The 13,782-nt window shown below is 61.2% G+C and carries 10 protein-coding genes and 1 pseudogene; 8 read left to right on the top strand and 3 right to left on the bottom strand.

What is annotated here, in order from left to right:
- Positions 1–171: 171 nt before the first annotated feature.
- Positions 172–1,485, top strand: a complete 1,314-nt coding sequence (locus AC19YQ_RS16025; RefSeq protein ID WP_133076848.1) for an oligosaccharide MFS transporter — start codon at positions 172–174, stop codon at positions 1,483–1,485.
- Positions 1,486–2,148: 663 nt separating this feature from the next.
- On the opposite strand, the gene AC19YQ_RS16020 is transcribed toward AC19YQ_RS16025, so the two are convergent.
- The 3 genes and pseudogenes from AC19YQ_RS16020 to AC19YQ_RS16010 all read right to left on the bottom strand — a co-directional run bounded on the left by AC19YQ_RS16020 (position 2,149) and on the right by AC19YQ_RS16010 (position 5,074).
- Complete coding sequence (locus tag AC19YQ_RS16020) at positions 2,149–2,829, bottom strand: GntR family transcriptional regulator (RefSeq protein WP_133076847.1); 681 nt, start codon at positions 2,827–2,829, stop codon at positions 2,149–2,151.
- A gap of 151 nt (positions 2,830–2,980) precedes the next feature.
- Positions 2,981–4,367, bottom strand: a pseudogene (locus AC19YQ_RS16015) (ATP-binding protein).
- Complete coding sequence (locus AC19YQ_RS16010) at positions 4,364–5,074, bottom strand: response regulator (protein ID WP_133076845.1); 711 nt, start codon at positions 5,072–5,074, stop codon at positions 4,364–4,366. Before AC19YQ_RS16010 ends, AC19YQ_RS16015 begins: the two are co-directional and overlap by 4 nt.
- A gap of 211 nt (positions 5,075–5,285) precedes the next feature.
- On the opposite strand from AC19YQ_RS16010, the gene AC19YQ_RS16005 reads away from it, so the two are divergent.
- The 7 genes from AC19YQ_RS16005 to AC19YQ_RS15975 all read left to right on the top strand — a co-directional run bounded on the left by AC19YQ_RS16005 (position 5,286) and on the right by AC19YQ_RS15975 (position 13,777).
- On the top strand, positions 5,286–7,664 hold the full coding sequence (locus AC19YQ_RS16005) for a TonB-dependent receptor (RefSeq protein WP_133076844.1): 2,379 nt from the start codon (positions 5,286–5,288) through the stop codon (positions 7,662–7,664).
- A 24-nt stretch (positions 7,665–7,688) separates the two neighbouring features.
- Positions 7,689–8,369: a Fe2+-dependent dioxygenase gene (locus AC19YQ_RS16000; protein WP_133076843.1), complete on the top strand. Its 681-nt coding sequence runs from the start codon at positions 7,689–7,691 to the stop codon at positions 8,367–8,369.
- A gap of 71 nt (positions 8,370–8,440) precedes the next feature.
- Complete coding sequence (locus AC19YQ_RS15995) at positions 8,441–9,514, top strand: ABC transporter substrate-binding protein (protein ID WP_405046750.1); 1,074 nt, start codon at positions 8,441–8,443, stop codon at positions 9,512–9,514.
- The gene (locus AC19YQ_RS15990; RefSeq protein ID WP_133076842.1) at positions 9,511–10,572 is read left to right on the top strand and encodes a FecCD family ABC transporter permease; all 1,062 of its coding nucleotides are present in this window, start codon (positions 9,511–9,513) and stop codon (positions 10,570–10,572) included. Before AC19YQ_RS15995 ends, AC19YQ_RS15990 begins: the two co-directional genes overlap by 4 nt.
- Complete coding sequence (locus AC19YQ_RS15985) at positions 10,569–11,366, top strand: ABC transporter ATP-binding protein (protein ID WP_500595478.1); 798 nt, start codon at positions 10,569–10,571, stop codon at positions 11,364–11,366. The genes AC19YQ_RS15990 and AC19YQ_RS15985 overlap by 4 nt, the downstream gene beginning before the upstream one ends.
- A 250-nt stretch (positions 11,367–11,616) precedes the next feature.
- On the top strand, positions 11,617–12,627 hold the full coding sequence (locus AC19YQ_RS15980; RefSeq protein WP_133076840.1) for a zinc-binding alcohol dehydrogenase family protein: 1,011 nt from the start codon (positions 11,617–11,619) through the stop codon (positions 12,625–12,627).
- A gap of 10 nt (positions 12,628–12,637) precedes the next feature.
- A complete protein-coding gene (locus AC19YQ_RS15975; protein ID WP_326397946.1) occupies positions 12,638–13,777 on the top strand; it encodes a mannitol dehydrogenase family protein in 1,140 nt (379 codons plus the stop codon).
- The last annotated feature ends 5 nt before the right edge of the window (positions 13,778–13,782 follow it).

The following is a 13,782-nucleotide window of genomic DNA, read 5'->3' as shown; positions in this document are numbered from 1 at the left end:
GAAAACCTGCTGCCTTAGCCTGAAATTCTACCCGAAGTACCCGTCAAACGGCCTTGACGGGCGGCCAGTTCCTGCGCGATCAACAGATCCGCCGGGGCTGGCGCTCACGCTCGCGCAAGTGAGCACTCACGGCACGTTTGTCCATAAAAACAATGAGTCCAGGGTGGACCTATGAACGTGACGCTAGGTACTGCAATTGGCGGGGTTCTGCCGTTTTTCAAATACGGCATGATCTTCTTTTTCTACTACTTCATCACGGGCGGTACGGCGCCTTTTCTTGCGGTGTGGCTGGGAGATGTCGGCACGCTGGATGCTGGCGCCATCGGCTTGATGTTCGGCTCCCAGGCGGTCTTTGCAATGCTGTTCCAGCCGCTCTTTGGCGTGCTGAGTGATCGCCTGGATCATCGCAAACACCTGCTGTGTGTGGTCATCGGCCTGCTGATTTTGTTGGCACCCTTCATGAACTGGGTATTTGCGCCGCTGCTGCGCACCCACCTGATGCTGGCGGCACTGGTGGGCGGCGTGTACCTGGGGATTACCTTCGCCGCTGGCGGCGGGGCGTTGGAGGTGTACATCGAAAAAGCCTGCCGGGCCAACCGTATTCCCTACGGTCGGGTGCGAATGTTCGGTGCCATTGGTTTCGGTTTCTCGGCGGCAATTTCCGGGATGTTGATCAGCACCAGTCCCGAATCCATTTTCTGGCTGGGCTCGCTCTGTGCGGTGCTGATGGCCGTGCTCGTCTACCGGATCAAGCCGTGCCTGGGTGTTGTGCCGACAGGGGATGGCGCCGAGAAAACGCCCCCGGTTTCCTATGCCGCCATCGGGAGCCTGTTGCTGGATCGGCGTTTCTGGTTTCTGGTGCTCTACGTCGTCGGAGTCGCATGCCTGTACGACATTTTCGACCAGCAGTTTGTGAACTACTTCCGTGGTTTTTTCGAATCGCCGCAGCAGGGCATGCAAGTGTTCGGGTTTGTCACCACGCTGACGGAGTGCATGGTTGCATTGGGCATGTTCCTGATCCCGGGCGTGCTGAACCGTATCGGTGGCAAAAATGCCCTGATCATTGCGGGGCTGGTGATGTGGCTGCGCATTACCGGTTCGGGGCTCGCAACCACGCCGTATGAAATGGTGGCGTTGAAGATGCTCCATGCCCTGGAAGTGCCACTGGTGTTTATCGGCATGTTCAAGTACATCGAGGATGTCTTCGGTACGCGTTTGTCGGCAACGATTTACATGGTGGGGTTTGTGTTTGCCAAGGGAGTAGGGGCGACGTTCATTTCACCGCTGGCAGGGCACATGTACGAAGTCTTCGGCTTCCGGCACACCTATATCGTGCTGGGCAGCTCGGCCTTGTTGTTCACCATCATTTCAATGTTCAGCCTCGACAGTGGCAAACACAGGAAGCCTGCCCGGCTGGACTTGCGCAAGTCGCGCTCGGCGGTGGTCAAGCCTCAGGTCATGAGGCAGCCGGTGGTTGCAAAGTAAGGCTAAAGTCCTGCAGCCGGGTGCGCAGTCTGTTCTAGTGCTGTTCACTTCAAAGCAACGCTGCTCGAGTGTGGGAGCGGGCTTGCTCGCGATGATCGTTAACGATGACGCGTAATGACTGAGTCAATCCGGCGTTCTGAAGACCATCGCGAGCAAGCCCGCTCCCACAGAGGCAGAAATCGTGTATCGGGGTCTTGGTCAGCCGTTAACAGCCATAGTACGCAGGGTTAATCAGGATCTGGTCGCAATGCTGTTCACTTGAGAGCAACGCTCCCACAGAGGCCGAAATCGTGTGCAGGGGTCCTGGTCAGCCGTTAACAGCTTAGTACGCGGGGTTAATCAGGATCTGGTCGCAATGCTGTTCACTTGAGAGCAACGCTGCTCGAGTGTGGGAGCGGGCTTGCTCGCGATGATCGTTAACGATGACGCGTAATGACTGAATCAATTCGGCGTTCTGAAGACCATCGCGAGCAAGCCCGCTCCCACAGGGGCAGAAATCGTTTAAGTGAACAATATTGGGGGGCTGCGGCCGGGGTCCAGTTGCTCGCCACGTGGATCAGCCTTGATCACCGGATAAAACCCTTACAGGTCGACTGAGCCGTCGGGCAGGTGGTTAACCGTTACCCGTGCCCGTCCGAGTGGAAAATAGCGTTGATTGCGGGATCAGTGGCTTTGCGGCAAATGCTCGAACAGGGTTTTGCACACCCCGGCGATATGTTCATCCAGCAGCCCGACGGCCCGCTCCACATCACCGGCGCGGCAAGCATCGAGTATCTCCCGGTGTTCGTGATCTGCGCGGTGCTTGCCTGCCGACAAACTCATCTGGATACGCAGATAGCGTTCAAGCTTGTCGTTGACTGAGCGGATCAGGCTGATCATGAAGGGCCGCTGCGCCGGCTCGTAGAGGCAGGCGTGAAGTTCCCAGTTGAGTTCGGCCCAGCGACCCACGTCATCCTCGCCGACAAACTCCTTACAGATGCGTTCGGCGCGAGCGAAGGTGTCCGCGGTCATGTTGGGGATGGCCAGGCGCAGCAATTTGTCTTCGAGCAGCATGCGCACTTCAAACATCTGGGCCAGCTCGGCCTCGGAAATCCGCGTGACCATGGCCCCGCGATTACGCTGGAACATCACCAGGCCTTCAGCCTCCAGACGCTTGAGGGCTTCGCGTACAGGAATTTTGCTGACATTGAACTGGCGGGCGATTTCGTCCTGACGAATCGGCTCATCCTCGGCAAAGTGCCCGGCGACGATGGCATCGCGCAGATGCAAGGTGATGATTTCCGAGGTGGACGGTGAGTTGCCCAGGTCGGGAGCATTGAATTTTGGGTGGGCCACGGTCGTCATCGTTCACTGGTAAAAAAGATATGGTATACGAAAGTCGAAAGGTATTCCTTGTGCCGATGGTCGGCCAGGCCTGGTGGGCTGGCTGTTTTTGAGTGATTGGCGGGTTGGCAGGGTAATCCGGCGATCGGTTGCACCGCCGTTAACCCCTGATTTAGCAGCTGTTTTCAAACCTGAGCACGGCATCCAGCCCGCCGTCGGGTCGATTGTGCAGTTCCAGTGTTCCACCGTGGGCCGCCGCGACGGTCTGGGCGATGCTCAGTCCCAGGCCATAGCCACCGGTGCTGCTGTTGCGCGATGACTCCAGGCGATAGAACGGTTCCAGAACCTGGGTCAGCTGTTCGGGCGCAATCCCCGGGCCGCTGTCCCTGACCGTGATGGTCAGGCTGGCGGGCTGCTCGTCGACGATCACGTGCACGTCGCGGGCATACCGCACGGCATTTTCCAGCAGGTTCTGGACGCAGCGTTTCAGGCTGCGGGCATAACCCGAGAACGGTCGGGTAGCCCGGCCGGTGAGGGTGATGTGTTCACCCACATCCTGCAGGTCGGCCTGAAGGCTTTGCAGCAATGCGTTGATATCGATGCTCTGGCGGGGCTCGTTGATTTCACCGCTGCTGACGAAGTCCAGAGTGGTGGACACCAGCCCCTCCATATCGGTCAGGTCTTTGCGAAAACGCTCCTTGAGCGGCTCGTTGTCGAGCATCTCGGTGCGCAGTCGCAGGCGCGTGATGGGCGAGCGCAAGTCATGGGACACCGCCGCCAGAAAACGCGTGCGCTCGGCCAGGCTGGCCAGCAGGCGTTGTTGCATCAGGTTGAACGCCTGGGCTGCACGTTGCACTTCCACCGGCCCCTTGATGGGCAGCGGCTGGCGCCGGATGTCCTGGCCCAGCGCCTGGGCAGCCTGTGCCAGTTGATTGAGCGGGCGAACGGCCAGGCGCACCGCGAGCAAGACAATGATGGCCACTACGATGATCCGCACCAGATAAATGCGCAGAAAGTAATCGATCATCACATCCGCCGGCGCCAGGCTGGTCCAGCCCTGATCCTCGCGGGCTTGTACATGCAGCCATCGGCCATCGGCCAGGCGCAGCTCAAGGGTAAATTGACCGGCGGCGGGGCTTGAACCGAACAGCGTATCGATCCCGGCCTTGTGCCCCTGATTGTCGAGCAGGGTCAGGTTGAGCAGGTTCAAGGGTGTTTGCGTTGCCGTCTTTTCATTGATCAGGCTGCGCAGCAGCGACTCGGTTGCCCGATCCTGGGCCGTGAGCGGCGCACGTTCGGCACTGGGGGCATTACGCAGTTCAAGGTTGAAGGCGGGGGGTGCTCAAGCTTTGCAGCAAAAGCCCGGTGCGCCGGGGATCGGTCGTTGCCACGCGGACAATATCGGCCAGGCGACTGGCGATCAGGCGCGTGGGGATTTCCAGTACCTGGCTGTGGCGCACGTCATACCAGATGCTGCTGGTCAGCACTTGGGCTGCCAGCATGCCGCTGACCAGAATCACCACCAGCCGCCCATAGAGGGTGCGGGGCAACAGGGTCATGACTCGCTCGTCACGCAGGCCGAGGTGAGCATATAGCCCTCATTGCGCACGGTCTTGATCAGGCCGGGCGCCAATTGCTGGCGCAAACGGCTGACGCAGACATCAATGGATCGGTCGAAGGGCGTGCTGTCCTTGTCGAACACATGGTTGAGCAAAAAGTCCCGGCTCAACGGCCGGTTGGGGTGCTGCAACAGCAAGCGCAGCACGCGGTAGTCGGAGTTTCCCAGGCTGATCACCAGACCGTCGGCGGACAGCACTTGCCGGGCGCGGGTGTCGAGCCGCCACTCATCAAAGCGCACATAAGTGGCCTCATCGACCCGGGCACGCTGCGGAAAACTCTGCGCCCGGCGCAACACCACTTTGATGCGCACCAGTAACTCCCGGGGGTCGAAGGGCTTGGGCAGATAGTCATCCGCACCGATCTCCAGGCCCACGATACGGTCTATCAGGCTGGCGCGTGCGGTCAGCATGATCACCGGGATATTGGAGCTGCCGCGCAGCGTGCGGCACAGGCTCAGGCCGTCTTCACCGGGCAGCATCAGATCGAGCACGATCAGGTCGATAACGCTCAATTCCAGGCGGCGGCGCATTTCCTTGCCATCGCAGGCGGTGGACGCCTGATACCCCGCGTCGCGCAGATAGTCGGCCAGCAACTGGCGGATGTCGGGGTCGTCATCGACGATTAACACATGATCTTGCTTGGACATGGGCAGTACAGACGCCTTGAGTCAGATGAACATTGAGCCGGGGAGGGCCGCACAAATAGCCGATTCCACGGCGCGCAGCCGGGCTAAATGTAATGGAATGTTGTGGGTGCTGTTTTCATGCACTGGCAATACAAAGTCAGGCGATCCGCTGCAATGACGCTCTTTAGAATGGCGAATCTAAATGCGAGTCATTGTAATTAAGGAAGGCCCGATGCCATCGTCACCCGATGCGGCAGTAGTTCGCAATACCCCTTGTGCATTGAACGGTACGCTTGCCCCCGTGTTCAGCCTGCTGGCCCTCGGCGTATTGAGCCCGGCGAGCCAGGCGGCGCAGTCCTCGACAGAGGTGCTGACCCTGCCCGCATCGAACGTGGAGGGCACTTATGACTCGCCGTTCAAGGTCGATGAAGTGTCATCGCGCAAGGTCATGACGCCGCTGCTGGATGCCCCGCAGAGCATCACCATCGTGCCCCAGCAGGTGCTCAAGGAGCAGAACGCCCAGAGCTTGCAGGACATCTTGCGCAACGTGCCGGGCATCACCTTCATGTCCGGCGAGGGCAATCTCGGCTGGGGTGATCTGTTTTCCATCCGCGGGTTTTCTTCCGAGCAGAGCCTGACCGTCGATGGTGTGCGCGATGCGGGCATGTCCAGCCGCAACGACACCTTCAACCTGCAACAGGCCGAGGTGTTCAAGGGCACCGGCGCCATCGAGTCGGGTATTTCGGCAGTGGGCGGCAGCGTCAATCTGGTGAGCAAGGAAGCCCATCTGGGGGATGCCAATCGGGTGTCTGCCGGTGTCGGGACCGATGGCTATCGACGCCTGACCGCTGATATCAACCATGAGTTGAATGACACCAGCGCGGTGCGCATCAACCTGATGAAGCACCAAAGCCAGGTGGCTGAACGCGATGAGGTCGACTACGACCGCTGGGGCATTGCCACCTCGCTGGCCCTGGGGCTGTCGACGCCGACCCGGGGCTTTGTCGATTTTTTCTACCAGAAGGATGACAACACCCCGGACGGCGGCCTGCCGATCTTGCGCGGCACAGATGGCAAGCGCATGCCCGGCGTCAAACGCAGCAACTGGTACGGCGACTCCAGCCTGTACACCCAGCAAACCGAGACCACTTCGTTGACCGGGCGCCTGGAACACGACTTCGACAATGGGACGTTGCTGACCAACCAGGTGCGCTGGCAGCGCACCGACAACTTTTCGGTGCTGTCCCCGGCGCGTTTTACCGCCGCAGGCGCCGACGGCGCGAAAACCTGTACCGCCAACCGTTGCGCAACCCTGGGTTATGTCGGCGTGGGGCCGGTATCGACGGTCAACGGGGTCAATGTCTACACCGACTACACCAACACCGGCAGCACCGCCAACGGGATACTGCGGGGCAGTGATTTCGGCTTGTCCAAACGCTACACCATCCTCGATAACCAGACCGACCTGAGCTTTGAATTCGACACCGGCGCCATCAGCCACAAGGCCGTGGCCGGGCTCGATGTCTACCATGAAACCTACGGTGGCCTTGAGCGCAACGCCAAGGTGCCGGCGCCGAACATGACGTTCGACATGGCTGACCCACAGCATGACTTTGCGGCGGTCTACACCACCAAGGGCGTCGGCGAGCCGCGTTCGAGCATCGACAACGCCGGGCTGTTTTTTGGCGATACCCTGACCCTGAATCAGTGGTGGCAGGTCATGGGGTCCCTGCGCTATGACCACTGGAGTGCCGAAACGACCCAGCGTGGCCAGGACGATGTCAAGGACACCTCGGGTGCCTGGAGCGGTCGCGCCGGGGTGGTATTCAAGCCACAACCCAACGGCACGATTTACGCGTCGTACAGTGAGTCGACCCAGCCTTCGGCGCTGGGTGCCTCGACCAACAACCAGATCTACGGTGCTGCCAGTACCCGTCGCTATACCCCGGCCAAGTCCAGGACTTACGAGCTTGGCACCAAGTGGGACCTGCTGGACAAAGGCATGAGCGTGACCGCGGCGGTGTTCCGCACTGAGCTGGTCAACTCCTGGGAATACGCCGAGGGTGAAGCATCGCCGGTGCGTGCCTTGCCTGCCAAACGGGTCGATGGCGTCGAGCTGGGCCTGCAAGGCACCTTGACCGATCGCTGGACGGCCTACAGCGGTTTCTCGGCCCTCAAAAGCGAACAGACCAAGGGTGTCAACAAAGGCGCAGAGGCCAAGAACGTGCCCGACCTGACGGCCAACCTGTGGACCACCTACGCCTTTACCGATGACCTGAGCTTGAGCTATGGCGCCAACTACGTGGGTCGTCGTCGCTACACCGACAACAAATACGTGGGTGGCCTGAACAACAACAGCAGCTATGCCGACGGTCCTTCAGGGGTGCTTGCGATCTACACCCAGGACAAGGAAAAGGCCCCCGGCTACTGGGTGCACTACCTGGCAGCGCAGTACAGGTTCAATCGCCAGACCACGGTCAACCTCAATGTCGACAACCTGTTCAACACCTTCTACTTCAGCCGCGTCGGCGCCTCGCTAGATGGCTTTCAGCTGTATGGCGTGCCGGGAGCCGGACGCACGCTGACGGCGAGTATCGATTATGACTTCTGATTCCGGGTTGTTGCGGAGCGAGAGATGCTGATCGAAATCGCCGACCTGTTCAGCCCGCAGGAAGTGACCGAGATGCGCCGCGTGCTGCTCGATCAGCCGTGGGTCGATGGCAAACAGACCGCCGGAGTGCGTTCGGCGCGGGGCAAGTTCAACCGCCAACTGGCTGAAGACAACGAGGTCGGCCTGCTGCTGGGCCAGCGCATTCTGCAGCGGCTGTCCGATAACGCGTTGTTCATGTCTGGCGCGTTGCCCAAGCGCATCTACCCGCCCTTGTTCAACCGCTACAGCGCAGGCGAGTCGTTCGGTTTTCATATCGACAACGCCATTCGCGGCATCAAGGGCGTTCGTGAGCGGGTGCGCACGGACGTGTCCGCGACCCTGTTTCTGGCCGATCCCCACAGTTATGACGGCGGCGAACTGGTGATCCGCGACACCTTTGGCGAGCGCAGCGTCAAGTTGCCCGCCGGGCATCTGGTGCTGTACCCGGGCAGCAGCGTGCACAAGGTCAACCCGGTGACCCGGGGCGAGCGTGTTGCGAGTTTTTTCTGGATCGAAAGCCTGGTGCGCGAAGACAGCCAGCGCAGCCTGTTGCTGGACATGGACGTGGCCATTCAACGCTTGACCGCCCAGCAGGCGGATGACGAATCACTGCTGCAACTGAGCGGCGTGTATCACAACCTCTTGCGGCGCTGGAGCGACGTTTGAGCCTTTTATTCAGCGGGAGATTTGCCGTGTCGAGAGTGTTTTTGCGTCAGGCCTTTGTACGCCTTGGGGCCATGCTGGTGCTGGTGGCGTTGGGGACTTCGTGCGCCAGTGCCAAAGAGGTCACTGATGCCTTGGGGCGGGTGGTCAAGGTGCCGGACCAGGTGCAGCGGGTGGTGCTGGGGGAAGGGCGGCTGATTTCGGCCTTCGCGCTGCTCGACCGCGATCAGCCGTTCAAACGTATCGTTGGCTGGCAGAACGACCTGCGCAAGCTTGACCCCAACACCTACGCGGCTTACGTGGCGAAGTTCCCCGAGGTCAAGGACATCCCGTTGATCGGCCAGGCCTCCGAGCAGAGTGTCAGTGCCGAGCAGATCCTGGCGCTCAAGCCGGATCTGGCGGTGTTCAGTATTTCCGGGCATGGCCCCACCGATCACAGCCCGGTGGCCGATGTGCTGGAAAAAGCCGGGATTGCGGTGTTGTTCGTCGATTTCCGGGTCAACCCGATGCAAGGCACCGAGGACAGCATGACAGCACTGGGCCAGGCGTTGGGGCGCGAAGCCCGGGCCAGTGCCTTTCTTGATTTCTACCGCCAGCACATCGAACGCATCACCCAGACCCTGGGCGCGATCGATGACAGCCAGCGCCCAAAGGTGTTTCTGGAACTGCTGGGCGGGGTCTGGGCCAATCCCGGGCATACCACCGGCAAGGGCGGCATGGGCGAGCTGATCCGCCTGGTGGGCGGGCGCAATATTGCCGAGGGCGTGGTGCCCGGCGCGCTGGGTGACATCAGTGTTGAATACGCGCTCAAGGCCGATCCCGATGTGTACATCCTCTCGGGCAATCAAAAGCCCGGTGTGATGCTGGGCGCGGGCATCGATGAACAGACGGCCCGGGCGTCGCTCAAGCACGTGCTCAAGCGTCCGGAGTTTGTCGAGCTGCGGGCGGTGCGCGAGGGTAATGTCCATGGCCTGTGGCACGACTTTTACAATTCGCCGTACAACATTCTCGCCATTGAGGCGATGGCCAGGTGGATTCACCCCGAAAGGTTTGCCGACCTTGATCCACAGCAGACGCTGGCTGAAATCAACCGACAGTTCCTCGACACGCCGCTGGCGGGCCAGTACTGGATCAGTGAGCAGAAATGACTTCAATCGCCAACCCGGCAGTGATTGCTGCCAGCCAGGGTTATCGGCGTCTACTGGCTAGACGGTGTTGCCTGTTACTGGTGATGGGCTGCGCGCTGGTGGGTGCCGTGCTGCTCGACCTGTCCACCGGCTCGTCAGGCATGGGGCTGGGGGACTTGATCCAGGGGCTGCTGCACCCGCAAACCCTGGACGTGACTGACCGCGTGATCATCTGGAATGTGCGCCTGCCCTATGCGCTGATGGCCGTGATGGTCGGCGCAGCCCTGTCTCTGGCCGGTGCGGAAATGCAGGCGATCCTCAATAACCCGCTGGCCAGCCCGTTCACCCTGGGCGTGTCGTCGGCCGCTGCGCTGGGGGCTTCGCTGGTGATCGTGTTTCCGGTTAGCAGCGCCTTGTTGAGTCGCGACTCCCTGGTGGCCCTGTCGGCTTTTGTGTTTGCCTGCGGCTCGATGTTCCTGCTGCACGGCATGTCGCGGCTGCGCGGGGCAGGGGTCGAGACCCTGGTGCTGTTCGGTATTGCGCTGGTGTTCAGTTGCAACGCACTGGTTGCCCTGTTGCAGTTGCTGGCCACTGAAGACGTCCTGCAGCAACTGGTGTTCTGGAGCCTGGGCAGCGTGGCCCGGGCCAATTGGGACAAGCTGGGGATTCTGGCCCTGGTGGTGGCGTTGACTGCGCCGTTTTCCCTGCACGCGGCTTCACGCATGACGTTGCTGCGCATGGGCGAGGAGCGGGCGCAGAGCTTTGGCGTGGATGTGCGGCGGCTGCGATTTTTCTCGTTGCTGCGCATCAGCCTGTTGGCCGCCACGGCGGTGGCGTTTGTCGGCACCATTGGCTTTATCGGCCTGGTGGGGCCGCATATTGCGCGGATCCTGATCGGAGAGGACCAGCGCTTTCTGTTCCCGGCCAGTGCGCTGGTGGGCGCGTTGTTGCTGTCGCTGTCCTCGGTGGTCAGCAAAATCATCATGCCGGGCGTCATCGTGCCGGTGGGCATCGTCACCGCGCTGGTGGGGGTGCCGATTTTTGTGGCGCTGGTCTACAAGCGGGGCAGGCAGTTATGAGTGAGCAGGGGTTGTTGATCCGTCACGGGCACGTGAAGTACGGGTGCCGGGTGGTGATTGGCGATGTCTCGTTGCCAGAGCTGCGTCCCGGCACGCTGACCGCCCTGATCGGGCCCAACGGTGCCGGCAAATCAACCTTGTTGCGTGGGCTGGCGGGGCTTGAGCCCATGACCGGTTCCGTCAGTCTGCAAGGTCGGCCACTGGCGCCGATGTCCGTGGCCCAGCGCGCCCGTCTCATCACCTACATGCCCCAGCACTTGCCACCCGGACTGGGGTTGAGTGTGACCGAAAGCGTCATGGCGGCGTTGCGGGTGGGGGCAGGCGGCGGCGATTACCTGTTGCAAGCCTATGAGGCCTTGCAGCGCATCGGCATCCAGCACTTGGCCGATAACCTGCTCAACGCATTGTCCGGTGGTCAGCGGCAACTGGTCAGCCTGGCACAACTGATTGCCCGCAGGCCCCGTGTGATGCTGCTGGATGAGCCCACCAGTGCGCTGGACCTGAGCTATCAACTGCGGGTAATGGAATGCGTGCGGGCGATGGTGCGTCAGCACGGGCTGATTGCCGTGATCGTCATGCACGACATCAGCCTGGCGGCCCGTTACGCAGACCGGATTGCCGTATTGCGCGAGGGCGCGCTGATCGGTTTCGGTCCCCCGGAGCAGGTGCTGACCCCGCAACTTTTCGCCGAGGTTTATGGGGTTAATGCGCGCGTTGAACGCTGTTCGCAGCAGACGATCCAGATTCTGGTGGATGGTGCGCTGGAGGTGATTCAGGTCGGACATCAGGGGTAGGGGCTGAATTCAACGCACATCAATCTGGTAAGGCCAATTCAATTATTTTGAAAACTGGTCTTGCCAATTTTTTTGGCTGCGTGTAATTTTCGAGGCGTGATCATCCAAGCGGCACTCAAGCCTGCACACAATAAGAGGAGATCCAGATGCCCTGTCTTTTCCCCTCCGTTGTTGCAGCCCTCCCTGTTTGTCACCCCTCTATCACCTCGCCTGTACCCGTAGCCCCCGGGCTAACGACGGAGAATAAAAAATGCTGACTGTGATCTGTAACGAGCCGCGCTCGCTCACCGCCATCGAAAGTCCGATTCCCGAGCGCCAGCCCGGCGAAACCCTGATCAGGGTCAAGCGCGTGGGCGTGTGTGGCACTGACCTGCACATTTACACCGGCAACCAGCCGTTCCTTGAGTACCCTCGGGTCATGGGCCACGAGTTTTCCGGCATCGTCGAAACCAGTGAAGAGGGCAGCGGTCTGGTCGCTGGGGACGTGGTCTACGTGATGCCCTATATCTCGTGCGGCACGTGCATCGCCTGCCGTCAGGGCAAGACCAACTGCTGCACCCGGATTCAGGTGCTCGGCGTGCATTGCGACGGCGCCTTTACCCAATACCTGAGCGTGGCCCATCAATTCATTCACAAGGCCGAGGGCGTGTCGCTGGACCAGGCGGCAATGATCGAGTTCCTGTCCATCGGCGCCCATGCGGTGCGCCGCTCGAACATCCAGGCCGGGCAGCGCACGCTGATCGTCGGAACCGGACCGATCGGCATGGCGGCGGCGATCTTTGCAGGGCTGCGCGGGGCCATCGTCACCGTGCTCGATACCCGTGACGACCGCCTGGATTTTTGCCGCAAGCACCTCAATGTTCACGCCGCAGTGAAAATTGGCGAGGGTGACAAAGAGGCCCTTGCCGACCTCACCGAAGGCGATTTCTATGACGTGGTGTTCGACGCCACCGGCAACGCCCGGGCCATGGAACGCGGCTTTGAATTTATCGCCCACGGCGGCACCTACGTGATGATTTCCGTGGTGCGTGACTCGATCACCTTCTCCGATCCCGAGTTCCACAAGCGCGAAGCCACCCTGATGGGCAGCCGCAATGCCACTGTCGAAGACTTCCGCTACGTCGAGCAATGCCTGCGCGATGGCCTGATCCCGGACCAGGCGCTCAATACCCACCGTATCCCGCTCAGCGAAGTCGTGAACCAATTCACCACGCTGCTGGATCCGCAGCAAGGCGTGGTCAAAGCCATTATCGAGTGCTGAGGGGGTGGTGATGAGCGATAGCCAATTTCCGCCGATCCTGCAGTTCGGAACCAGCCGGTTTCTTCAGGCTCACGTTGACTTGTTCGTGTCCCAAGCCCTGGAGCGTGGCGCAGCCCTGGGCCGCATCGCCGTGGTACAGAGCACCGACAGCCCGGCCAGCACTGCGCGCACCGCAGCACTGGCCAGCGGTACACCGTACCGTGTGCTGATCCAGGGCATCGAAAACGGTCAGGTGGTGGAGCAGAACCTGTGGGCCTCGGCCATCAGCCGCGCGGTGCATGCCACCGAGCAATGGCCGGTGCTGCGCAAGGGCTTTGTGGAGCAGGTCAAAGTCGTGGTGTCCAATACCGGGGACCGGGGTTATCAACTGGATTCGCGGGATACGCCAGCGTTGCTCGACGCGGATGCCCCGGCACCGGTCAGCTTCCCGGCCAAGCTGTTGGTGTTGTTGCATGACCGCTGGGTAAACAACCCCCAGTCCACCTTGTCGCTGTTCCCCTGTGAACTGGTCGCGCGTAACGGCGACGTGCTGCGCGACCTGCTGGTAACGCTGGCCCGTAGTTGGGCGCTGGGCGATGCATTCGAGGCCTACCTGATCCACACCTGCCGTTGGGCGAACTCCCTGGTCGACCGCATTGTTTCCCAGGCCCTAGAGCCGGTGGGCGCGGTGGCTGAGCCCTATGCCCTGTGGGCGATCGAGCGCCAGGAGGGGCTGACCCTGCCGTGCAGCCATGAGGCCATTGTCCTGACCGATGACCTGGACGATTTCGAGCGCCTCAAGCTGTTTACCCTGAACCTGGGCCACAGCTATCTGGCCGAGCGCTGGTTGAGCGATGGCCGACCGGCCACCGAGACGGTCTACCAGGCCATGCAAAGCCCTGCCTTGCGCGCCGACCTGGAAGCCCTGTGGGCCAGCGAAGTGTTGCCGGTGTTCGCTGCCCTCGGCCAGTTCGACGCGGCGCAGCGTTACGTCGACAGCGTGCGTGAACGCTTTGGCAACCCGTTCCTGCAACACCGTCTCGCTGATATTGCGGTTAACCATAAAGACAAGAAAACACGCCGTTTGCTGCCCCTGGTCGAGCTGGCTGAACAGCTTGCTCCCGGTCTTGAGCAGCCGATGTTGCGGGCCGTCCTGCTCAGCCAGCACTGAGTGGC

This window comes from Pseudomonas sp. MF06569, from assembly GCF_059862735.1.
The sequence above is the reverse complement of the archived record's forward strand: the minus strand, read 5'-3'. Positions and strand labels throughout refer to the sequence as shown.

Coding starts and splice junctions, on each gene's coding strand:
- AC19YQ_RS16025 (WP_133076848.1), top strand. CDS start 172: ATGAACGTGACGCTAGGTACTGCAATTGGCGGGGTTCTGCCGTTTTTC.
- AC19YQ_RS16020 (WP_133076847.1), bottom strand. CDS start 2,829: ATGACGACCGTGGCCCACCCAAAATTCAATGCTCCCGACCTGGGCAAC.
- AC19YQ_RS16010 (WP_133076845.1), bottom strand. CDS start 5,074: ATGTCCAAGCAAGATCATGTGTTAATCGTCGATGACGACCCCGACATC.
- AC19YQ_RS16005 (WP_133076844.1), top strand. CDS start 5,286: ATGCCATCGTCACCCGATGCGGCAGTAGTTCGCAATACCCCTTGTGCA.
- AC19YQ_RS16000 (WP_133076843.1), top strand. CDS start 7,689: ATGCTGATCGAAATCGCCGACCTGTTCAGCCCGCAGGAAGTGACCGAG.
- AC19YQ_RS15995 (WP_405046750.1), top strand. CDS start 8,441: ATGCTGGTGCTGGTGGCGTTGGGGACTTCGTGCGCCAGTGCCAAAGAG.
- AC19YQ_RS15990 (WP_133076842.1), top strand. CDS start 9,511: ATGACTTCAATCGCCAACCCGGCAGTGATTGCTGCCAGCCAGGGTTAT.
- AC19YQ_RS15985 (WP_500595478.1), top strand. CDS start 10,569: ATGAGTGAGCAGGGGTTGTTGATCCGTCACGGGCACGTGAAGTACGGG.
- AC19YQ_RS15980 (WP_133076840.1), top strand. CDS start 11,617: ATGCTGACTGTGATCTGTAACGAGCCGCGCTCGCTCACCGCCATCGAA.
- AC19YQ_RS15975 (WP_326397946.1), top strand. CDS start 12,638: ATGAGCGATAGCCAATTTCCGCCGATCCTGCAGTTCGGAACCAGCCGG.